We start from the raw sequence: 22,145 nt of genomic DNA, 5'->3' as shown, positions 1-22,145 counted from the left end.
CGCGCTCCATGGCCCGATCCGCCGGTCCGGGCCCCCACGGACGCGTGCACAAGACGCGCACAAGAGCGATGGACGATGCTCGCTGTGTGCGATAACCCCATCACGGACAGCGAAAATCGCTACCATGACGTACACGCTCAGGGCGTGCACAGGGCGAGCGAGAGCCCCATCCGCCCCGCGTGTCACACCATTCCCGACCGACCGACGACGACCATCTCAGCGAGCAGATCCACAATCGCCCCGCAGGCGATCACCATCGAAAGTGGTCTCCATGGGATTCCCTCACACCACGGGCGACACGCCCCAAGAGCAGCAGGCGGGCACCTCAGAGGCGACCGTCGAGCAGCTCCGCGCCGAGAACGAGCAGCTGCGCGACAGGCTCCGCACCGCCGCCGTCGAACAGGCCAAGGGCGCTCTGGCCGAGCGCCTGCGGTGCGGCGTCGACGCCGCCTACACGCATCTCCTCCAGATCGCGCGCGACAGCGGCATCTCCCCGCAGGACGCCGCGTCATTAATGTTCGCCACGGAGCAGCGCGACGGCGAGTCCCCGCCGGCTCCCCGCTCTCCCGCCGACGGCACCGGTGACACCGCGCCGGCGGCCGTCGCCCCGTGCCCGCCCGAGACCGTCCCGCCGGGCCGCTCCGGGCCGCCCTCCCGGCCGGCCCCCGATGATCGCCTCGACCAGTTCCAGCACGCCCAGCGTCTGGGCAATCTCGGCTGCGGTGTGTGGGAGCCGGCGACCGGCACGAGCCATTGGTCCGACCAGGTCTACGTGATCTTCGGGCGTGACCCCGCCGACGGGCCGCTGCCGCTCGACCGGCTCGCCGCGGTCGTCGTACCGGAGGACGTCCCCCTCACCGCCCACCTCGTCAGCACGCTGGTGGACGGCCGGGAGGCCGTCGACAGTGAGATCCACATCCGGCGCGGCGCGGAGACCCGCGAGCTGCGGCTGATCGGAGAGCCCGTCGTGGACGGGGCGGGCCGGCCCGTCGCCGTCCGCTGCGTCTACCAGGACGTCACGGGCTGGCGCCGCGGCGAGCGGGCGCTCACCGCCTCCCGGCGGCAGCTCGAGCAGCTTCGCGTCGACGAGGAGCGGCGCCACGCCATCGACATGCAGCGGTCGATCCTGCCCCTGCCGCCGCGCGTCATCGACAAGCCGGGCCTGCGGGCGGCGGTCCGCTACCTTCCGGCCGGCATCCTCGCCCGCGTCGGCGGTGACTGGTACGAAACGAGTGCGATCGACGGGGAAGGGGTGTTCCTGGCCATCGGCGACGTCTCCGGACACGGGCGGAACGCCGCGGCCGCCATGGCCCGGCTGCGCAACGGTCTCAGCGGACTGGCGTTCACGGGAGCATCGCCAGACCGCCTGCTGGCCTGGCTCAACCGCCTGACGCTGCACTGGCCGACGTCGCTGACCGCCACGGCGCTGGCCGGCCGGTTCGATCCGGAGACCCGCACGCTCACGTGGGCGCAGGGCGGGCACTTCCCGCCGCTGCTGATCCGCGACGGCAAGGCCACGACGCTCGACCCGCCGGAGGGGATGCTGCTCGGCGCGGTCGAGGACGCGGAGTTCGGCGTCGCGACGACGCCACTGGAATCGGGTGACCTGCTACTTCTCTACACCGATGGATTGATCGAGCGGCGCGACCGCGACCTGCAGGTCGGCCTGGACCTGCTGCTGCGCGTCGCGTCCACGGTCGGCAGCAACGACCCGGAGACCGTCCTGGACCGGGTGCTGTCGGCGTTCGGCGCTCCCAACCCCAACGACGACACCTGCGTCGTGGCCATCCAGATCGTCTGACCCGCGGCGGGCCACGGCGCGAAGCTGAGAGGATGGCGGCGTGGGTGGACTCATGCTGCTCGACACGCCGTCGCTGTACTTCCGCGCGTTCTTCGGGGTCCCCGAGTCGGTGACCGCGTCCGACGGCACGCCGGTCAATGCCGTACGCGGGCTCCTCGACATGATCGCGCGCCTGGCCCGGGACCGCGCGCCGCGCTCCCTCGTCGCGTGCATGGACGCGGATTGGCGGCCGGCGTTCCGGGTGGAGGCGCTGCCGTCCTACAAGGCGCACCGGGTGGGTCCGGACGGCGGCGACCAGACGCCGGACGCGCTCGCGACCCAGGTGCCGGTGATCGAGGAGGTCCTCGACGCCTTCGGGATCGCTCGGATCGGCGCTCCCGGTTACGAGGCCGACGACGTCATCGGCACGCTGGCCACCGTGCACGACGGCGAAGTGGACGTCGTCACCGGCGACCGCGACCTGTTCCAGCTCGTCCGCGACGACAAGCCCGTGCGGGTGCTCTACACGGCGCGCGGAATCAAGGCCCTGCAGATCGTCGACGAGGCCGAGGTCACCGCGAAGTACGGCATTCCCGGCCGCGCCTACGCCGACTACGCCACGTTGCGGGGCGACCCGAGCGACGGGCTGCCCGGCGTTCCCGGCGTGGGGGACAAGACGGCCGCGGCGCTGATCACCCGGTTCGGTGATCTGGAGGGGATCGAGCGTGCCCTCGACGAGGGCGAGACGTCGGGGTTCCCCACGGGGAGCCGGCTGAAGCTGGAGAAGGCACGGGACTATCTCGCGGCGGCGCGGACGGTGGTCAGGGTCGAAACGCGTATCCCCATTCCGGCGTTCGACGCGGAGGTGCCGCGCACCCCGCGCGATCCGGAGCGCCTCGTCGCGCTGAGCGAGCGCTGGAGCCTCGACAGCCCGGTCAACCGACTCCTTGCCGCGCTCGCCGCCGAATGACCCTCCCGGCGACTCTCAGCGCTCGGAGCCGGGCCTTTCGTCATCTCCCGGTGGGTGGGTTTGAAACCTCTTGGTCCCGTCATGTGACCAGCGGGTGACTGTTTGCAGCAAAAGCGTCATTTGGCGCACTACGGCGGCACCTACGGCGTTCTCATTTCAGTGACAGGGTCAGTGAAAGTTGCAATCCTGACAGGAGGAAGGCTGCCCATGACGCCCACCCTCAGCCGCAGGACGCCGGTCTCGCCTGGAGACGATGAGGCGGCGTTCGCGACCGTGACGGAGATGTTCGCCATGACGCAGCGCTCGAACCACGCCACGGCCTTCGCCGGGTGGACGGTCACGACGAGCGCCATGGGCCTGGTGCTGCAGTGGCGCACGATCGAGACACTCTACGGATCCGCCCCGGGCCGCGTGCTGCTGGCCGCGCTCCTCCCCGTCGCCGTCGGCCTGGCGTACGTCCTGCTGCTCCTGGCGCGCGCCCACGCCGTCACCGCGGGGGCACAGGAGGACTTCCATCGCTTCATCGCGATCACCCCACCGGAAATGCCGGAGTTCGCCGCCCCGGCGTTCCGGCAACTGCGACTACTGACCGCCGCCACCCGCCACCGTTCGATCCTCACCCGGAAGGCCCTGGCCTGGGCATACGTCTCAGGGACCGCATTCCTTGCCTGGAGCGCCGCCGCGACGACGGCGGCCTTCGGTCACTGAGGGCGACACGGACCGGCCGGCATCCGGGCGTGGAAACTCCGCTCCCCTTCCCATGACCCGGGTGCCGACCACTAGACAGATTTCCCCTTTATTGGGTCCACTGGAGGTAATGAGGTTCAATAGCGAACCTCTGCCGTCACGGGCAGACGGAGATCGGGTGCAGGAGATCCTCGCGAACAGGAACGGTTTTTGGCAGGCGTTGCAGGAGTCCGAACGTGCCGCGTTGCGTACGGCCGGTCGGACTCGTGAGTATGCGCCCGGAACGCTGCTGTGCAGCCAGGGCGCCGATCCCGATCACGTCCTGATCATCTTGGACGGCTGGGTGAAGGTGACCGCCGGGCGGGCGGACGGTCAGGAGGTCATGCTCGCCATCCGTGGCCCGTCGGACACGATCGGCGAGAGCGGCTGGCTGAACGGCCGGCCGCGGTCGGCGAACGTGAAGGCGCTGGGCAAGGTCCGCGCGCTCGCGATCCCGGCCGAGCAGTTCGCCGCCTTCCTCAACAGTCACGCGCACGCGGCGCAGGTCCTCGCGCGGGTGATGGTCGGGCGGATGGACGACGCCGACCGGCGTATGACCTCACAGGTCGGTACGAGCGGCCCGAAGCTGCTCGCCCTGCTCCTGCTGGACCTGGCCGAACGCTACGGCGTGCCGGGCCCGGGCGGGTCCGTCACCCTGCCGCTGCCCCTCACCCAGCAGGAGCTCGCCACCATGATCGGTCGGGCCCGCGAGACGGTCGCGCGGGCGCTGACCGTCTGGCGCCGGGAGGGGATCGTGGTGACCCGCCGGATGCGCATCGTGATCCTGCATCCGGAGGCGCTGCACGACATCGCCGAGCGCGACGACGACGGCTGACCCGGCGCCTGCTGTCGGCGGCTACCGCCGCGCGCGCCGGCACATACAGCGCGCGTAGCGGCGGCACGTGCGGTCCGCGCGTGTCGCCGTACGCACGGTAGGCATGACCGCCGGGACGCGTGTCCTGCCGGGCGGCCCGCGAAGCGCGTGCGTCATATGCCACACAGCCCGGGGACCAGGGCGGTTACACTTCATCACCCCGAGTCATGCCCCGCGCTGAGGGGAGCATCACTCCCAGATGACGAGCGATCGGTCGCCCGGCGGTGAGCCGGGGCGGTCGAAGGTCCTGCGGGAGCTCTTGGACGTCGTCACCAACCTGTGGCAGCTCCTCGTCTTCCTGATCCCCGTGGCGGGCATCGGCGCGGCCCTGGTCCTGCGTCATCTGGACCAGATCTCGATCGTGCTGACATGGGTGATCGCCGTTGCCAGTTCGCTGTCCGGTCTCGCGGTCCTGGCCCGCGAGAAGGACACGATCGCCAAGTGGCTCCGCGGGTGGGTCGATCACGCCGGAGGGCAGCTGTCCCGGCTCGCCGGATCCCTCCTCGCGTTCGGCCTGACGGCCGCCCTGGTCGCCGCGCTCGGCTGGGCCGCCACCGGCACGGTGGCCGCGGTGTTCGGGGGATCGTGCGCTCCGCCCATCGACCTGCGCGTGCTGACCGCGCCGGAGAACCTCACGGCCCTGACGCGGGCCGCCGCGGAGTACACCGCCGAGGCCCGATGCCCGCCCGTGCGGATCACCGTGGCGGCCTCCGGCAGCGTCCTCAACGTCGCGTCCGGCTTCCAGAACGGCTGGTACTCCGTACCGGGGGCGGGCGAGGGCGGCCGCGGCGCCCTCCAGCCGGACATCCTCATCCCGGCCTCCTCCGGTGAGGCCGACCGGCTCCTCGCGGCACCCCACCCGGGCTTACGGCTGGCGACCGAAGGATCGATCGGCAGCTCACCGCTGGTCGTCGGGATCTCCGCCTCGGCCAGTGACGACCTGCGCAACGCGCTGGCCGGCCGCGACCGGCCGAGCCTCGGCGAACTCCTCGCCGCGGCCCGCCACAACGGCGTGCAGCGCGTCTACCGCGCGAGCCCGGACGTGTCGGAGATCGGCGCGCTGGCCGACGTCGACCTGTACACCAGTGGCGCACTCGGTGATCCGCAGGCCACCGAGCGCGCGCTCGGCAGCGCCGACCTGCCCCTCAGCGACTCCGCCGCGCTGCTGTGCGGGCTGCGGCGCCGGCCCGTCGTGCCCGAGCGCATCGCCGTGATCGCACCCGAGCAGGTGATCGAGGACTACGGGCACGGCCGGGCGCTGGGCGCCTCCTGCCCGGCCCCGGGCGGGGGCGGTCCGCCGCTCGCCGTCCACTGGGTGTCGGACGCGCGGGTGTTCGACTATCCCTTCATCCGCGTCACCTGGGACGGCCAGTCGTCGGCGCGCCGGGCGCACGAGATCGACGACTTCCGGCGCTGGCTCGGCCACGGCAGGCTGCGGAGCGAGGCGTTCCGCGACACGGCCGGCCGCGCGGGCACCGCCGACTCCACCGACGGCCGTCTCTACCTCGGCCCGAGGCCGCGCGTCGCCGTCCGGCCCTACCGCCGGGTGGAGATCGACGACGCGCTGGCCCGGTTCGCCCAGGTCCGGCCTCCCCTGCACATCGTCATGGCCCTCGACGTGTCGGGCTCGATGAGCGGCGGCCGCTCGCAGGGCGGCTCCCGGTTCACCTACGCCGTCCAGGTCGCCCGGACCGCGTCGCAGACCGCCGTCCACGACACCGACACCGTCGAACTCGACGCCTTCTCCCGCGTTCAGGGGCAGCCCCCGATCCGCCTGGCGGCTCCCCCGGGTCGCCGCGACGCGATCGGCACCGCGCTCGACGGGCTGACGCCCCAGGGCAGCGACATTCCGCTCTACGACGCGATCGGCGGCGCCGCCGCCCGGGTCGCCGCCTACCCGCAGGCGGCCGTCGTGGTCTTCACCGACGGCGGATCCGAGGCGGCCGACCCCCGGGCCCGCGCCGCGGCCCTGAAACGCGCGCTGAAGACCCGCCCGGTCGTCGTTCTGACGGGCACCGACACCTGTGCCGGATCGGCGGCGATCAAGGCCCTAGGAGCGTCCGTACGATGCGTGGACGCCGGCGACCGGGAGCCGAGCGACGTGGTCACGTCGGTCTTCGACCTCACGACGCAGTCTGGCGGGGGATGAGACGGATGCTGGGACGCCATCTCCGGAATCACCGGACCGCGACGCTCGCCGGCGTGGTGTTCGGCGTGTTGGCCGTCCTGGTGCCGCTGGCGCCGTGGAGCGACTCGGCCGGCCGTACCCCCTGTCCAGGGCACGCCGGGCTCGTGGTGGCCGGCGGCACGGACGTCAGCGCGTCGAGCGAACGCCAGGCGCTCATCCAGGAGTGGAACGCGCAACACCAGGACGACCCCGACCTGCAGGCGCGGCTCGTGGAGATCTCCGGCCTCGCCGACGTCCAGCGCGCGCAGCTCGCGGCGACCTCGGGGGCGCACGGCTGCGACTACGACGTGCTCGAACTCGACGCGCCCTGGACGGCCGAGTTCGCCGCGAGGAGGGCGATCGTCCCGTTCCCGCTGCCGCACGGCTGGGATCCGGACTTCCTGCCGGAGCTGCGGCAGTCGGTGACCTGGCATGGCACGGTGTACGCGCTGCCGATCAACGCCGACGTCGGCCTGCTGTACTACTGGAACGACGCCCGGCGGCAGCCGCCCGCGGGCCTGCCCGACCTGCTCGGCCAGGCAGCCGAAGCGGCCGGCGCGCGCGGCTTCGAAGCGGGCTACTCCCTTCAGCTCGCCGACTACGAAGGCGGCACCGTGAACGCCCTGGAGCTCATCTGGGGGTTCGGCGGTGACGTCGTCGACGACGACCGGGTGGTCATCGACGCGTACGCGACGCAGATCCGGTCCGCGCTGGCCGCCCTCCACGCCGATCTGCGGGGCCAGGGCGTCGACCGCACCGCGGCCGACGCGACCGAGGCCTCGAGCATCCAGGCGTTCGAGGACCGCAGGGTCGCCTTCATGCGCAACTGGCCGTACGCCTTCCGGGTGCTGGCCGCCGACCCGCGGATGCGCGCCGGCACCCGGCTGAAATTCGGGGTGTCACCGCTGCCCGGCTCGAGCGTGCTCGGCGGCCAGAACCTCGCCATCTCGGCCTACGGCAAGAAGCAGGACCAGGCCCGCCGTCTCGTCGAGTTCCTCACCGACCGGAACGCGCAGGCCGAGCTGTTCGCCTGCGGAGGGTTCGCGCCGACCCGGGAGTCGGCGTACCAGACGCCCCGGCCCTGCCCCAGGTCCTCCCCGAGCGAACAGCAGATCGGGCAGGCCGACCTCGCCCAGCTCGCCACCCAGATCCGGCAGGCGATCGCGAAGGCGCGTCCGCGCCCGGTGACCCCGGCCTACCAGGTGTTCAGCGAGGTCTTCCGGCGCTGCTTCCGCGCCGCCGCGTTCCAGTCGGAGAACGTGGACTACGCCGCCTTCACCCGGCTGCTCCGCGCGGCGTACTCCGGACGGCCGGTCCGCTCCGACCCGCGCCGGCCGTGCGGCTGAGCCGGGCGCATCGGAGCGTGCCGCCAAGGCGGACCGGACGGACCCGGCCGTCCCTGCGGACTCAGCCGACGGAGGAGTAGGCCACGACGCCTCGCCGGATCGCGTCCATGGCCCGGCCCGCGACGCGGCGCACCGGGCTGCCGGGCGGGGCGGCGTCCGCGACCTGCCCGAGCATGTCCAGCAGCTGCTTCATCCAGCGGACGAAGTCGCCGGCCGTCAGGTCGGCGTCGGCCAGCACGGCGTCCAGCTGATCGCCGCTCGCCCACCGGTGCGCCGCCCAGGCGAAGCCCAGGTCCGGCTCGCGCAGGAACGCGACCCGATGATCCTTCTCGATCTCCTGCAGCTCACCCCACAGCCGGAGCATCTCGGTGAGCGCCTCCCGTACGGGTCCGCTGGGCACGCGGGGCGCCCGCCCGTCCTCGGGCTGCCGGGACTCGTACACCAGCGCCGACACGACCGCGGCGAGCTGCGCGGGCCCCAGGTCGTCGAAGATGCCGGCGCGCAGGGACTCGGCCGTGAGCAGGTCCAGCTCGGTGTAGATGCGCCCGAGCCGACGGCCCTCGTCGGTGACCCGCTCGCCTTCGAGGTAGCCGAGTTGCTCCAGCACGGCGCAGACCCGGTCGAAGGTCCGGGAGATCACCTGCGAGCGGCCCTCGACGCGGCGGCGCAGCGCCGCCGTCTCCTTCTCCAGCCGGAAGTAGCGCTCGGCCCAGCGCGCGTGGTCCTCCCGGTCGGCGCAGCCGTGGCAGGAGTGTTCGCGCAGCCGCCGCCGCAGGTCGCTGATCTCCGGGTCCTCGCGCGTGGAGTCCGGGTGCTTCTGCGGACGGGGCTTGTCGAGGTGCGCCGTCTTGTTGCGCAGCGTCGAGGCCAGGTCGCGGCGGTGCTGCGCCGACCTGCGACTGAACCACTGCGGGATCTTGATGCGGTCCACCGGCTCCACCGGCCCCCGGAAGTCGGCCAGCGCCAGCTGCTTGACCTGCCGGTTGATGGTGAGGACCAGCGGGGACGGGTCGTCGGAGCGCTTCCCGGCCCCCGGCTCCAGGACCACCGCCGCACCGGCGAACCGGCCGTGCGGGACCATGATGACGTCCCCGAAACGCAGGCGCTCCAGGGAGCGCGCGGCCTCCGCCCGCCGGACGCCGGACCGCTCCCGGGCCAGCTCCCGCTCGCGTTCGGTCAGGCGCTGCCGCAGCCGGGCGTACGCCATGAAGTCACCCTTGTCGCAGGTCGCCGCCTCCAGGTAGCCCTCCAGGGCCTCCTCGTTGCGGTGCAGCTGCTTGGCGAGCCCGACGACGGCACGGTCGGCCTGGAACTGCGCGAAGGACTCCTCCAGGAGGGTACGGGCGCGTTCGCGGCCGACCTGGCCGACGAGGTTCACGGCCATGTTGTACGACGGGCGGAAGCTGGAGTTCAGCGGGTAGGTGCGCGTGCCCGCCAGGCCGGCCACCGACGCCGGGTCGACGCCGGGCGCCCACAGGACGACGGCGTGGCCCTCCACGTCGATGCCGCGCCGCCCGGCCCGCCCGGTGAGCTGGGTGTACTCGCCGGGGGTCAGGTCGGCGTGCATCTCGCCGTTCCACTTGACGAGGCGCTCGATCACGACGGTGCGGGCGGGCATGTTGATGCCCAGCGCCAGGGTCTCGGTCGCGAAGACCGCTTTGATCAGCCCTTCGGTGAACAGCTCCTCGACGATCTCCTTGAACGTCGGCAGCATGCCCGCGTGGTGGGCGGCCAGGCCCCGCTCCAGCCCGGCCAGCCACGTGCCGTGGCCGAGGACGTCCAGGTCGGCCCGCGGGATGTCGGCGGTGCGCGTCTCGACGTGCGCCCGGATCTGCTCGGCCTCCTCCTTCGTGGTGAGCCGCAGCCCGGAGTACATGCACTGCTCGACCGCCGCGTCGCAGCCGGCGCGGCTGAAGATGAAGGTGATCGCGGGCAGCAGCCCGGCGCGGTCCAGCCGGTCGATGACGTCGGTGCGCGACGGCGGCCGGTAACGCTCGGGGCGGCGTTCGCGCCGACGGCCGCTGCGGCGGCCCTGGTTGATCCTCGTGCGCCGTAGGTCGTCGAGCGCGAACCGGCGCAGGTCCGGGTTGACCTTCGTGTGATCGTCGTCGACGAACAGGTCGTACAGCCGGTTGCCGGCCAGCATGTGCTGCCACAGCGGCACCGGGCGCTCCTCGTCGACGATGACGGTGGTCTCGCCGCGGACCTCCTGCAGCCACTCGCCGAACTCCTCGGCGTTGCTGACCGTCGCCGACAGCGCCACCAGCCGCACCGACTCGGGAAGGTGGATGATCACCTCTTCCCAGACCGCGCCCCGGAACCGGTCGGCGAGGTAGTGCACCTCGTCCATGACGACGTACGCCAGCCCCGACAGCGTCGGCGACCCGGCGTACAGCATGTTGCGCAGGACCTCGGTCGTCATGACGACGATCGGCGCCTCACCGTTGATGGCGTTGTCGCCGGTGAGCAGGCCGACCTTCCCGGTGCCGTACCGGCGCACGAGGTCGGCGTACTTCTGGTTCGACAGCGCCTTGATCGGGGTGGTGTAGAAGCACTTCTGGCCGCCCGCCAGCGCCAGGTGCACCGCGAACTCGCCGACGACGGTCTTGCCCGACCCGGTGGGCGCCGCGACCAGCACGCCGTGGCCGTTCTCCAGCGCGCGGCAGGCGTCGACCTGGAAGAAGTCCAGGTCGAAGTCGTACAGGCTTTGGAACTCGGTCAGTGCGGGCGTGAAGACCGCCATGCGCTGCCGGTGCGCGGCGTAGCGTTCCGCGGGGGTGGTCATGGGTCAAGCCTACGGACCGCCGGTGACCGAAACGGCTGCGCTCCCGGGATCGGACGTGCCCTAGACGCGCTCGCCGTCCTCGATCTCGCCGTCTGGCAGGTCGAGCGGCGAGGCCTCGTCGTCGGACAGGTCGGCGTACGGGTCGGGTCGGGCGGCCTTACGCCGGTCGTGGACGTAGGCGATGAGCTCGGCGACCTCGAACAGCACGACGGTCGGCAGCGCCAGCGCCAGCATGGTGAACGGGTCCTGGCTCGGCGTGGCGACCGCGGCGAACACGAAGAGGCCGAAGATGATCAGTCGGCGCGACTTCCTGATGCGCGCGTGCGTGAGCACGCCCGCCAGGTTGAGGATGACGACGAACAGCGGCAGCTCGAACGTCACCCCGAAGATCAGCAGCATCGCCACCGCGTAGCCGAGGTAGCTCGTCACCGTGACCAGCGAGGTGGTGCCGTGCGGGACGAACGAGAGCAGGATGCCCAGTCCCTTGTCGAGCGTTACGTAGGCCAGGACCGCGCCGCCGACGAACAGCGGCACCGAGGCGGCCACGAAGATGTACGTCCAGCGACGCTCGCGCTGGTACAGCCCCGGAGCGACGAACGCCCAGATCTGGTACAGCCAGATCGGCGAGGCGAGCACCACGCCGACGATCAGCGAGATCTTCAGGTTGAGGAAGAAGCCTTCGGTCAGGCCGTTGACGACCAAGCCGCAGCCCTTGCCCAGGCGGTTCTCCTGGGGGATCTGGCAGTACGGCTTCTGGAGGAAGTTCCAGACACGGTCGAATTGCCACAGCCCGATGCCGGTGCCCACGAGAATGGCCAACATGGCCTTGAGCAGGCGGCTACGGAGTTCGCGGATGTGCTCCATGAGCGGCATGCGCCCATCAGGGTTCGCACTCCGCGACGGCTTGGTCGTCATGGTCCCTAATTGTGGCGGTAGGTCAGGACTTCTTGCCGTGCTCCGTCTGGGACAGCGGCACGCCGCTGATCGTGGTGCCGTCCTCAGCCGGACGGCTCAGCTGCGGCTGCTGGGCAGCCTGCTGCTCCAGCAGCGCCGCCTGCTCCCGGAGCCGTGCCGCCTGGGCACGGGCGTCCTGCGGCTGCGACTGCGGGCGCGGCTCGTCATCGTCGTCGCTGATCAGGCCCTTGGTCTCGGACTTGAAGATGCGCATCGACCGGCCGAGCGAACGGGCGGCCTGGGGCAGCTTGGCAGAACCGAACAGCACCAGGATGACGACCGCGATGATCGCGATTTCCCACGGGCCAAGATCCATGTCAGTCCTCTTCAGCAGTGGCTCTTTCTCACCCGATCGTACGCCGTCGGGCCGGATGTCTCACTCCCCCGCCCCCTCAAGACGGCGCATCTCACGGGCGAGTTTCGCGTGTTCCGGCTCCAGACGCTCCCTGGTCCGCCGCAGTTCACGGCCGAGACCGCGCACCGCGAGCGACACCTTGATCGCGCAGCCGCCGAGAACGACCAGCCCGGCGAAGGCCAACGCGACGTACAGCATCATCCACGGCACAGGCCGACACTAGCGAATCTCCACGGTCGACAGAAGAGATCACGCGTCGTAGAGCTTGAGGGCGCGGGCGGCGTCTTCGCGGACCTGGGCGGCCAGGTCGGCGGGCTCGGCGATCCGGCCGCTGCCCGCCAGCCGCAGCGCCAGGCGCCGCACCCAGCGGACGTCCGGGGTGCGCAGTACGACGCGGACCCGGCCCTCCCCGAGCTCGGTGACGCTCTCGCACGGGTAGTGGTCGGCGACCCAGCGCCCGGCCGGGGACAGCTCGAAGGTCACCCGCACGTCGTCGGGTGAGGGGCGGAACAGCCCGTCGTCCAGGTCGAGCGGCTCGGCCTCGTCCGGGATGCTGGCGGGAACGTCGAGGACCTGCAGATCCACGATGCGGTCCAGGCGGAACAGGCGCACCGCCTCGGCGCGGCGGCACCAGCCCTCCAGATAGGACCAGCCGTCGACGATGAGCAGCCGCATCGGGTCCACGTCGCGCTCGGTGTTCTCGTCCCGGCCCGGCACGTAATAGGTCATCCGCAGGCGACGCCCCTGGTCCAGCCCCGACCGCGCCTGGACCAGGACGTCCGGGTGGACGTCCAGTTGAACGGCGACCTGGCTGCTCGGCCGGGCGGCGGCGCCCGCCGCCTCTTCCAGCTTGGCGATCAGCCGGCTCACGGCGTCGCCGTGCTCGGGGATCTCGGCGATCGTGCGCAGCGCGACCAGCAGGGCGGCGGCCTCGTCGACGTCGAGCCGGAGCGGCCGGCTGATCGACTCCGCCTCGCACACCACGATCTCGCCGCCCTCGTAGGACAGGTCGATCGGGCAGTACGGGTCGGGCGCGCGCAGTTCGACGCACCACAGCAGGTTGAGGTCGTCGATGATCTGCTTCTCGGTCACGCCGAAGGCCGCGGCGGCCTCCTCGACACTGACCGAGCTGCGGTTGATGACGTACGGCACCAGCGCCAGCAGCCGCCGCAGTCGTTCCGAGGAGCTCACTGGCACACCGCCTTCAGGTGCTGGATCATCGCGTCACGTACGTCGGGCGGGTCGACGACCACGACGTCGTCGGCGAACCCGGCCAGGTAGTCGGCGAGCCGCTCGACCTCGGCGAACGTCAGCTCGGCCAGGTCCCATTCGTCGTCCTCGCGGCGGATGTTCGCCGCCCAGCGCCGGATGCCGTCCGCCGCGCCGCGCCGCAGCCGTACGGTGGCCGTGCGCCGCCCGGGCACCGGGCCGCCCATCGAGGTGACGACCTCCCGCAGGTCGATGCCCTCCGGGACCGTCACCGCGCCGGCGGGGCCGTCGGCGACGACCTCGCCCCTGATGCGGCTGAGCCGGAACACCCGGGTCTCCCCGCGGTCCCGGTCATGGCCGGCGACGTACCAGCGGCCGCGCCTGCTGACCACACCCCACGGCTCCAGGTGCCGCCGCTGCGGGCCGCTGCGCCCGACGCCCTGGTATTCGAAGGTGACCGGCCGACGGTCGCGGACGGCCCGCCACAGCGCCGGGAAGGCGGGCTCGTCGGCACCGACCCTGGGCTCGACGCCGAGGGAGGCGGCCTCGTCGGTGTCGATGCCGGCCGCGCGCAGTTTCAGCAGAGCCCCGGAGGCCGCTTCGGCCAGGCTGGCCCGCTGCCAGACCCGGGCGGCCAGCCCGAGCACGGCGGCCTCGTCGGGGGCGAACTGGATCTCCGGCAGTTCGTACGCCTGGCGCTGGATCCGGTAGCCGGCCTCCTCCTCGCCGTCGCTGCCCATCTCCAAGGGGATGCCGAGCTCGCGCAGCTCCTCCTTGTCGCGCTCGAACATGCGCTTGAACGCCTCGTCCCCGCCGGGATAGCCCGGCACGGCCTGGCGGATCTGCTCCGCGGTGAGGTACCGCCGGGTGGCCAGCAGGCACACCACGAGATTGAGCAGCCGCTCGGTCTTGCGGCGCGACATCGTCACTCCTTCTGGCCCGTCCCCGTGACCTCCGACGCTACCGTTGGCGGGTGATCCGATGGCGCAAAGGCACGGTTGTCAAGATACGCCGCGAATGGCCCGGAGCGGTCGAACTCGACGTCACGATCGACGACGACGGCGAAGCCCGCGCCCTGGCCTATCCGGCGCTGGTGGGACGGCCCCACCCGGGCGACGTCGTGCTGCTGAACACGACGGCGCTCGCGATGGGGCTTGGCACCGGAGGGTACGCGATGGTGGTCGCGGTACCCGACCGTTTCCCGCCCGATCCGTCCGGTCCAGGCCATCTGGTCAAGGCACGCTACACCCCACTGCAGGCCACGGTGCTCGGCGCGGACGAGCAGGACTCCGCGCACCACGAGGTTCTGCGCGACGCCGAGTCGGTGGGCGGCATGCCGGTCGTCGTCGCCGACCTGCACTCGGCGCTGCCGGCGATCATCGCGGGACTGCACCTGGACCGCCCCGGCACCCGCGTCGTCTACGTCATGCCGGACGGCGGTGCGCTGCCCGCCTGGTTCTCCCGGACGATCGCGGCGCTGCGCGAGGCCGGGGCGCTGTCCGCGACGGTGACCGTCGGCCAGGCGTTCGGCGGGGACCTGGAGGCCGTGACCCTGCACACCGGCCTGCTCGCCGCGCGGCTGGTGCTGGACGCCGAGGTGGCGATCGTCGCGCAGGGCCCCGGCAACCTCGGCACGGGCACGCGGTGGGGCTTCTCGGGCGTGTCGGCGGGTGAGGCCGTGAACGCCGCCGCCGTCCTGGAGGGCCGCCCCGTCGCGTCCCTGCGGGTCAGCGAGGCGGACGCCCGTGAGCGCCACCGAGGGATCTCCCACCACAGCATGACCGCATACGGTCGCGTCGCGCTGGCTCGGGCTCAGGTGGTCGTGCCGGATCTGCCAGGAGCGTTCGGGGACCGGGTGCGGGCGGAGGCGAAGCCGCTCGGCGAGCGGCACGAACTCGTCACCGTGTCCGTGGACGGCCTCAACGAGGCGGTGCGCGACTCGCCGGTGCGGGTGTCGACCATGGGCCGGGGCCTGGACGAGGACCGCGCGGGGTTCCTGGCCGTGGCCGCCGCCGGCCGCCATGTCGCAAATCTCCTAAGGTGACGCCTTTACGGCATAGATCCTAAGTCGAGAATCGCCCAAGCCGCACGGAAATGTCCTCCTCATTACCGTTTGATTGTTTTACCGGTACGACACCGGAGGATGCTGGAAGTCGAAGGCCATATCCCAAGAGAGGAGCATATCCCTACCGGCCTTCCCGCTTTTCCGGCAGCGAGGAGAACACCGTGCCCAGCAGGACCAGCGCCTCTGTCGGCCTGGCGGCGATCGCCACGACGGCCGGCACGCTCTTCATGACCTCGCCCGCGTCTGCCCAGAGCATCGCGGCACCGACACACGTCAGCGCCGTCGCGGCCCAGGTGAGCGCGAGCGCGCCGTACGGCGACGGCTGGTGGTGGCGCCACCGCCACTTCCGGCACCATCGCCACTTCCGTCACCACGGCTTCTTCTTCCCGCGTCACCACTTCCGGCACTTCGGAGGCTTCCACGAATTCGGCTTCCGCCCTGGCGGCTTCCACGATGCGGGCTTCCGCGACTTCGGTTTCGGCGGCTTCGACGGGAATGTGAACCGTAACGTCAATGTGGTGTCCAACAATTTCGGGATCAGTAACGCGAACACCAACGTCGGGGTCTCCCGTGGATGGTGAAACGGCAACAGAGCACAAAGACGCCGGAGCACGCGCTCCGGCGTCTGCCGTACGACCGGGACGGCACATCGGGATTTCAGTGATGGCCTTTACGCTGTAGATCATACTTTGACGAGGTCGCCGACCGGGTCGTACATCTGCCGGAACGTGAACGCCTCCGGCCCGGGACCGTCACGCCGCACCCGCTCGAGCCGCTCCCGCGCCTCCTCCACCGGCGGGATCCGGCCCGCCGGGACCCACCACAGCACGATGTACGGCTCCGCCATGCGCAGGAACCATTCGCGGCGCCGCCGCAGCACGTCGAGGTGGGCCGACCGGTAGGCGAAGTCCCACAGCGCCTCACGCGACTCCCACACCGACATGTTGACGATCACATCGTGGCCGTAGGGCCGGATGCTCGTCGCGTCGTCGGCCTCGCCGTCGGTCAGCCGCCAGACGAAGCCCGGCGCCGAGTCGGCCAGGGCGTTGATGGGCTCGAAGAGGGCCAGGAACTCGGCCATCCCAGGAGCGTCGAGGGGCACGCGGAGGCGGCCCACGTTGAGCTGGGCCAGGTGGTGGTCGGTCATGGTCGCCAGCAGACCATCGCTCGCGACCCTATGTCAACTGTCATTATTTTTAGAAGCCAGCATCACACAACACTCCCCCGGCCGCGGATCCATGCGCGCCACCATCCCGGTCGGTCCCAGGCCCTCCAGGAGGCCCTCCAGCAGCGCCAGGTTCATCCCGCAGACGAGAGGCGGGAACTCCACCGCCAGCGCGTGGAACGGGCAGTTGCGCAGGCGCACCTGCTCGCCCTCGCGGTACGGCTCATAGCCCCGGGCCGCCAGCGCGGCCTCCACCCGGTCGCCCGGCTCGTTCCCGGCCCCGTCCGGAACCGCGCCCGCACCGTTCTCAGCGGCCCTGTCGGCGTGTGCGGTCTCGGCGGCCCCTTCGGCTCGTACGGTCCCGGTCGCTCGTTCGGCCCCGGCCACCCGGTCGGTTCGTACGGTCCCGGCAGCCCCGTCGGCGTGTACGGTCCCGGCAGCCCCGTCGGCGTGTGCGGCCCCGGCAGCCCCGTCGGCTCGTACGGTCTCGGGCCGTGCGGCTCCGGCGGACCGGCCGTGGGCCCGCGCCAGCCGTTCCAGGACCTCCTCGCCGCCGACCGTCTCCACGACTTCGGCGAGCAGCTCCGCCGCGGCGCGGTAGTCGCGCGGCGGCACGCTCACCACCCGCTCCGCCGCCGAACGGCGGTACAGCTTCGCGGGGCGCCCGGCCCCCGGGCCGGTACGTCCGGCGGGCCGCCGGTAGATCGCCTCCAGCAGACCCACGTCGGTCAGCCGGTCGAGGTGGAAGGCGGCCAGGGTGCGCTGGATGCCGGCGGCGTCCGCGGCCTCCGCCCGGCCCACCTCGTGATCCTGCCCGGCCACGTACTCGTAGAGCCTCCGGCGTACCGGGTCCTGCAGGGCCGCGATGGCCTCGACGTCGTCCACACGCCGAGTCTAAGGACGGCGCGGAACGCTCCCGCCCATCGGACGGCGACCGCCGGCCGGCGACGTCCTTGCCCGGAAGGTCAGTACGCCGCGAGGACGTCGATGACGAAGGCCAGGGTGTCGTTCTTCTCGATCCCGGAGGCGGCGTGTCCCTTCGCGCCATAGCCGTCCTTCGAAGGGATGACGACGAGCACGCGGCTGCCGACCCGCTGCCCGACCACCGCGCGGTCCCAGCCGCTGATCATCTGACCGGCTCCGGCCACCACAGAGTCCGGGCGTCCCCGGCCCCGCGAGTCCTCGAACACCTTGCCCGTCCGCCAGACCTGTCCGAGATCGTGGAAGACGACGAGCTGATGCGCCTGGACCGGCGGACCGCTCCCCTGGATGATCGTCCGGACCCGCAGCCGCCCCGGCGGCGCCGTCGACGGGATCTTCATCGTCGGCGTCGCCCCCGGCGTCACCTGCGGCATCGCCGGGTCGTTCTGCAACTGTGACTGCCCCTGCGCGCTCGCGCCGTTGTGATACGTCGCGATCACGTCGAGCACGAAGACCATGGAGTCGTTCGCACCGATCTGCCACGGCGCGTACCCGCCCGCGCCGTAACCCTGGTTCGGCGGGATGACGGCCAGCACCCGGCCGCCCGGCCGCTGGCCCTCGAGGGCCTTGTTCAGGCCGGTGACCAGGCGGCCGTACGGAAACATCGCGGGCCGCCCGGCGTCGTAGCTGCTGGCGACCAGCTTGTGGTCGCCGCCGTTCCAGCGGTACCCGACGTAGTTGGCGACCACGAGGTCGCCGTCGGTCACCTCCGGGCCCTTGCCCTTGCGCAGGGTCTCGACCTTCAGCTTCCCCGACGGTGACGACCCCGGGATCGTCACCGTCGGCTGCCGGCCCACGACACCGGCGACCTTCAGCCCGTCGGGCAGGTCGCCCCCACTGCACGCCGTGACGGCGGCAAGGGGGAGCACCGCCAGCGCGGCGACCCGCCGCATGCGCGAACCTCCGGACACCGGGCGATCAGTACGAGCCGAGGACGTCGACGACGAACACCAGCGTGTCGGTGCCCTTGATGCCACCCTGCGGGGAGCCCTGCTTGCCGTACCCGTCGTTCGGAGGCACCACGAGCAGGACCCGGCTGCCGGCCTTCTGGCCGACCAGACCGGTGTCCCAGCCCGGGATGACCTGCTTGACGCCGATCGGGAACGACGCCGGCGCGCCGCGCTTCCAGGACGAGTCGAAGACCTGCCCGTTGCGCCACAGCACGCCGTGGTACTGCGCGATCAGCGTCTGGCCCTTCTGCACCACCGGGCCGCTGCCCTGGATCAAGGTCTTGACCTGGAGCTTGTCGGGCGCGTCCGTGGACGGGATCTTGACCGCCGGCGCCGCGCCGGCCGCTCCGGCGGTCACCGTCGGCAGCTTCGGATCGTCGACCTTCTGCGGCGTGCCCTGCGCCGACGCGGTCTTGCCGTAGGCGTTGAGCACGTCGACCGCCACGACCAGGTCGTCACCCTTGGCGAGCTGCAGCGACTGGGCGATCTGCTCACCCACCTCCCCGTACGGGAGGGTCATCACCAGCCGCGTGCCCGCCTTGCGGCCGACCAGCGCCTTGTCGAGCGGGGAGAGCCCGGTCAGCTGGCCCGACTGGCCGATGATCGGCTGCTTCTTGCTGTAAGTGTTCAGCTGTTCCTTGCCGCCGCCCTTGGCCGCCCACTTGTAGGCGACCAGCTGGGCGACCACCAGGTCACCGTTGGCCACGGCCGCACCCGAGCCCTGGACGACCTCCTTGACCTGCCTCTTGACGGGCGCCTTGTCCCCGGGTGCCTTCAGCGAGAGCGCCTTGCCGAACGCCCCCGTCACCTTGACCGACGGCGCCGGGCGGGTCTCGTACCAGACCGCCGCGGAGGTCGCCAGCCCGACGAGCACCACGGCGGCCGTCACGTAAAGGATCCTGCGCCGCTTCGCCTGCGCGCGGGTGCCCGAGCGCGGCGCGCCACGGCCCTTGGCGCCCAGCGCGTGCGGCGTGAAATCGGTCTGGGTGATCTCCTGGGCCGCCCGGATCTTCAGCTTGATCGGGTCCGGATGCGCGAACCGGCTCTTCGGCTCGTCGTCCGTGTCGTCCTCGCCCGAGCCGGTGTCGGTGTCGGTCGCGTCGGCGGCCTCGGAGCCGGAGGCGGCCGCCTCGGCGTCCTCAGCGGCCTCCTCGGACTCGCCCACGGTGTCCTGCGGCTCCTCGGCCTCCGCGCGCGCTTCCTCAGTCTCGGGCCGCTCGGCGGCTCCGGGCTCGCCGCCCGCCGGCGCGTCCGCCGCCGAGGCGTCCGCCTCCTCGGCGTCCTGCGGCTCGTCCGTACGCGTCTGCGCGCGGCCTTTGACTTCAGACATCTTCTCCACCGTTCGCGGGTCGACGACTATCGCGACAAGGCCCCCACCCTGTCAGCGGGTATCTAAAGGTAGCGTGAGATCGCCGCTACATTCCCGCGATCAGCTTGTCGACGCGGTCATCGACCGACCGGAATGGGTCCTTGCACAGCACCGTCCGCTGTGCCTGATCGTTCAGCTTCAGGTGCACCCAGTCGACCGTGAAGTCCCGCCGCTTCTCCTGCGCCTTGCGGATGAACTCCCCGCGCAGCCGCGCCCGAGTCGTCTGCGGCGGCACCGACTTGGCCTGGAAGATGTCCAGGTCCCGGGCCACCCGCTCGACGGCGCCCTTGCGCTCCAGCAGGTAGTACAGGCCGCGGCCGCGGTGCACGTCGTGGTACGCGAGGTCGAGCTGCGCCACCCGCGGTGAGCTCAGCGGCAGGTCGTACTTGCGCCGATACCGCTCGATGAGCTGGAACTTCGTCACCCAGTCGATCTCGCGGGCGACCAGGTCCAGATCACCCGTCTCGACCGCGCGCACGGTCCGCTCCCACAGCTCGAGCACCCGCAGCACCACCGGATCCGCGCCGCGCCGGTCGATGAACTCCCGCGCCTTGTCCAGGTACTCCTTCTGGATCTCCAGCGAACTGGCCTCCCGGCCGTTGGCCAGGCGCACCTTCCGCCGGCCGGTCATGTCGTGGCTGACCTCCCGGATCGCCCGGATGGGGTTCTCCAGCGTCAGGTCGCGCATCACGACCCCGGCCTCGACCATGCGCAGCACCAGGTCCGTCGCGCCGACCTTGAGCAGCATCGTCGTCTCGCTCATGTTCGAGTCGCCGACGATGACATGCAGCCGGCGGAACCGCTCGGCGTCCGCGTGCGGCTCGTCCCGGGTGTTGATGATCGGCCGCGACCGCGTCGTCGCCGACGACACGCCCTCCCAGATGTGCTCGGCGCGCTGGCTCACGCAGTACACCGCGCCCCGGGGAGTCTGCAGCACCTTGCCGGCGCCGCAGATGATCTGGCGGGTGACGAGGAACGGGATCAGCACGTCGGCCAGGCGGCCGAACTCGCCGTGCCGCCCGACCAGGTAGTTCTCGTGGCAGCCATAAGAGTTGCCGGCCGAATCGGTGTTGTTCTTGAACAGGTAGATGTCACCCGCGATGCCCTCCTCGCGGAGACGCCGCTCGGCGTCGACGAGCAGACCCTCCAGGATCCGCTCCCCCGCCTTGTCGTGTACGACGAGCTCGTCGACGCTGTCACACTCGGGCGTCGCGTACTCAGGATGACTGCCGACATCGAGGTACAGCCGTGCCCCGTTGCGCAGGAACACGTTGCTGCTACGGCCCCACGACACAACCCTGCGGAACAGGTACCGCGCCACCTCGTCGGGTGACAACCGCCGCTGCCCTCGGAAGGTGCACGTTACGCCGTACTCGTTCTCCAACCCGAAGATGCGCCTATCCACATCCGCAAGGCTATGCGTCCGAAGGCCGCCGACGGTAGAGATCGCGACGCGGATGACGTGACGGTTGCGGCGGAACCCACCCGGCGGCCGGCGCTCGGCGGGCTCGACAGGGCCGCCCCACGGCGGACCGGAGCACCCCTACAGACCTGTGACCAGGCACAATAACGAGCACTGCAGGCCACGGCCTTTACGTTGTAGATCAATAAAAAGAGAGCGCCCGCCGCGCCCCGGAGGGCACGACGGGCGGCATCACGTCACTCCGCGGCGGTGTCCCCCGCCTCAGAACCCGACTCATCCTGCGGCTCGGCGGACTCCGCCTCCTCCAGCAGCGCCCGGATCCGCGCCGCCGGCAACCGCCGGAACAGCCGATGCGTCCGATTCCGGTCCAACACCGCGACCTCGAGCTGCTCCGCCTGCAAGTGCCGGTCGGCGTCCTGCCGCTCCAGCGCCCGCACCCCCAGCCGAAGCGCCCGCGCCAGCGTGAGCCCCTCCTCGAAGTGCTCCTGCAGCGCCGCCGCGACCTGGTCGGCCTGCCCGCCCATCGCGACGTAACCATGCTCATCGGCGACCGACCCGTCGAAGGTCAGCCGGTAGATCTGGTCCGAGGCCGCGTCCTCACCCAGCTCCGCGACGACCAACTCGACCTCGTACGGCTTGTTCATCTCGGTGAACACCGTGCCCAGCGTCGTCGCGTACGCGTTCGCCAGGCCCCGCGCGGTCACGTCACGGCGGTCGTACATGTACCCGTTGACGTCGGCATAGCGCACACCGGCCTGACGGAGGTTCTCGAACTCGTTGTACTTGCCGACCGCGGCGAACGCCATCCGGTCGTAGATCTCACTGATCTTGTGCAGCGCACGGGACGGATTGTCGGCCACGAACAGGATGCCGTCGTCGTACTGCAGCACGACGACGCTACGGCCGCGCGCGATGCCCTTACGCGCGTAGTCGGCCTTGTCCTTCATCTGCTGTTCGGGCGACACGTAGAACGGCATGGACACCGGTGGCGTTCCTTACTACTCGTTCAGTACTCGATCGCGGACG

Annotated in this window: 20 protein-coding genes; 8 read left to right on the top strand and 12 right to left on the bottom strand. The window is 71.3% G+C overall.

All coding sequences use genetic code 11. The features are described from left to right. Positions 1-271: 271 nt before the first annotated feature. The 6 genes from AB0I04_RS05635 to AB0I04_RS05610 all read left to right on the top strand — a co-directional run bounded on the left by AB0I04_RS05635 (position 272) and on the right by AB0I04_RS05610 (position 7,863). Entirely contained in the window at positions 272-1,801 is a 1,530-nt protein-coding gene (locus tag AB0I04_RS05635) for a SpoIIE family protein phosphatase (protein WP_360879505.1), read from the top strand. 40 nt (positions 1,802-1,841) lie between these two features. After that, complete coding sequence (locus AB0I04_RS05630; protein WP_360879503.1) at positions 1,842-2,750, top strand: 5'-3' exonuclease; 909 nt, start codon at positions 1,842-1,844, stop codon at positions 2,748-2,750. A 207-nt stretch (positions 2,751-2,957) separates the two neighbouring features. Next, positions 2,958-3,458 (top strand): hypothetical protein, encoded by a 501-nt coding sequence (locus AB0I04_RS05625; protein WP_360879500.1) that lies wholly within the window; start codon positions 2,958-2,960, stop codon positions 3,456-3,458. A 157-nt stretch (positions 3,459-3,615) separates the two neighbouring features. Beyond that, the gene (locus AB0I04_RS05620; RefSeq protein WP_360879497.1) at positions 3,616-4,311 is read left to right on the top strand and encodes a Crp/Fnr family transcriptional regulator; all 696 of its coding nucleotides are present in this window, start codon (positions 3,616-3,618) and stop codon (positions 4,309-4,311) included. A 238-nt stretch (positions 4,312-4,549) separates the two neighbouring features. Further along, positions 4,550-6,499: a VWA domain-containing protein gene (locus tag AB0I04_RS05615; protein ID WP_360879494.1), complete on the top strand. Its 1,950-nt coding sequence runs from the start codon at positions 4,550-4,552 to the stop codon at positions 6,497-6,499. Further along, positions 6,496-7,863: an extracellular solute-binding protein gene (locus AB0I04_RS05610; protein WP_360879491.1), complete on the top strand. Its 1,368-nt coding sequence runs from the start codon at positions 6,496-6,498 to the stop codon at positions 7,861-7,863. Before AB0I04_RS05615 ends, AB0I04_RS05610 begins: the two co-directional genes overlap by 4 nt. Positions 7,864-7,924: 61 nt before the next feature. On the opposite strand, the gene AB0I04_RS05605 is transcribed toward AB0I04_RS05610, so the two are convergent. The 6 genes from AB0I04_RS05605 to AB0I04_RS05580 are packed head-to-tail and all read right to left on the bottom strand — an operon-like array spanning position 7,925 to position 14,089. Continuing rightward, a complete protein-coding gene (locus tag AB0I04_RS05605; protein WP_360879488.1) occupies positions 7,925-10,648 on the bottom strand; it encodes a DEAD/DEAH box helicase in 2,724 nt (907 codons plus the stop codon). 60 nt (positions 10,649-10,708) lie between these two features. Next, positions 10,709-11,563: a twin-arginine translocase subunit TatC gene (tatC, locus tag AB0I04_RS05600; RefSeq protein ID WP_360879485.1), complete on the bottom strand. Its 855-nt coding sequence runs from the start codon at positions 11,561-11,563 to the stop codon at positions 10,709-10,711. A gap of 22 nt (positions 11,564-11,585) precedes the next feature. Continuing rightward, on the bottom strand, positions 11,586-11,918 hold the full coding sequence (tatA, locus tag AB0I04_RS05595; protein ID WP_360879482.1) for a Sec-independent protein translocase subunit TatA: 333 nt from the start codon (positions 11,916-11,918) through the stop codon (positions 11,586-11,588). Between the two features lie 60 nt (positions 11,919-11,978). Then, positions 11,979-12,158, bottom strand: coding sequence for a hypothetical protein (locus AB0I04_RS05590; RefSeq protein ID WP_360879995.1), 180 nt, complete (start codon positions 12,156-12,158; stop codon positions 11,979-11,981). A gap of 48 nt (positions 12,159-12,206) precedes the next feature. Continuing rightward, the gene (locus AB0I04_RS05585; protein WP_360879480.1) at positions 12,207-13,148 is read right to left on the bottom strand and encodes a WYL domain-containing protein; all 942 of its coding nucleotides are present in this window, start codon (positions 13,146-13,148) and stop codon (positions 12,207-12,209) included. Beyond that, the gene (locus AB0I04_RS05580) at positions 13,145-14,089 is read right to left on the bottom strand and encodes a WYL domain-containing protein (RefSeq protein WP_360879477.1); all 945 of its coding nucleotides are present in this window, start codon (positions 14,087-14,089) and stop codon (positions 13,145-13,147) included. Before AB0I04_RS05580 ends, AB0I04_RS05585 begins: the two co-directional genes overlap by 4 nt. Positions 14,090-14,139: 50 nt before the next feature. Between AB0I04_RS05580 and AB0I04_RS05575 the strand changes: the two genes are divergently transcribed. Together AB0I04_RS05575 and AB0I04_RS05570 are read left to right on the top strand one after the other, a co-directional pair. Continuing rightward, positions 14,140-15,210, top strand: a complete 1,071-nt coding sequence (locus tag AB0I04_RS05575; protein WP_360879474.1) for a DUF3866 family protein — start codon at positions 14,140-14,142, stop codon at positions 15,208-15,210. 182 nt (positions 15,211-15,392) lie between these two features. Beyond that, the gene (locus tag AB0I04_RS05570) at positions 15,393-15,812 is read left to right on the top strand and encodes a hypothetical protein (protein ID WP_360879471.1); all 420 of its coding nucleotides are present in this window, start codon (positions 15,393-15,395) and stop codon (positions 15,810-15,812) included. 101 nt (positions 15,813-15,913) lie between these two features. Here the strand turns inward: AB0I04_RS05570 and AB0I04_RS05565 are convergent, their stop codons facing one another. The 6 genes from AB0I04_RS05565 to prcA all read right to left on the bottom strand — a co-directional run bounded on the left by AB0I04_RS05565 (position 15,914) and on the right by prcA (position 22,096). Further along, a complete protein-coding gene (locus AB0I04_RS05565) occupies positions 15,914-16,378 on the bottom strand; it encodes a DUF3291 domain-containing protein (protein ID WP_360879469.1) in 465 nt (154 codons plus the stop codon). A gap of 33 nt (positions 16,379-16,411) precedes the next feature. Then, positions 16,412-17,281 (bottom strand): transcriptional regulator, encoded by an 870-nt coding sequence (locus AB0I04_RS05560; protein WP_360879466.1) that lies wholly within the window; start codon positions 17,279-17,281, stop codon positions 16,412-16,414. Between the two features lie 80 nt (positions 17,282-17,361). Further along, the gene (locus AB0I04_RS05555; protein ID WP_360879463.1) at positions 17,362-18,270 is read right to left on the bottom strand and encodes an FKBP-type peptidyl-prolyl cis-trans isomerase; all 909 of its coding nucleotides are present in this window, start codon (positions 18,268-18,270) and stop codon (positions 17,362-17,364) included. Between the two features lie 25 nt (positions 18,271-18,295). Next, on the bottom strand, positions 18,296-19,657 hold the full coding sequence (locus AB0I04_RS05550; protein ID WP_360879460.1) for an FKBP-type peptidyl-prolyl cis-trans isomerase: 1,362 nt from the start codon (positions 19,655-19,657) through the stop codon (positions 18,296-18,298). Between the two features lie 85 nt (positions 19,658-19,742). Then, complete coding sequence (gene pafA / locus AB0I04_RS05545; protein ID WP_360879457.1) at positions 19,743-21,101, bottom strand: Pup--protein ligase; 1,359 nt, start codon at positions 21,099-21,101, stop codon at positions 19,743-19,745. A 254-nt stretch (positions 21,102-21,355) separates the two neighbouring features. Further along, the gene (gene prcA, locus AB0I04_RS05540; RefSeq protein WP_360879992.1) at positions 21,356-22,096 is read right to left on the bottom strand and encodes a proteasome subunit alpha; all 741 of its coding nucleotides are present in this window, start codon (positions 22,094-22,096) and stop codon (positions 21,356-21,358) included. Positions 22,097-22,145 lie beyond the last annotated feature (49 nt).

Origin of the sequence: Actinoallomurus sp. NPDC050550, from assembly GCF_040655075.1 — a bacterium.
In the GTDB taxonomy this organism is placed as follows: domain Bacteria; phylum Actinomycetota; class Actinomycetes; order Streptosporangiales; family Streptosporangiaceae; genus Actinoallomurus.
Note: the sequence above shows the minus strand (reverse complement) of the source record. Positions and strands in the feature narration are given on the sequence as shown.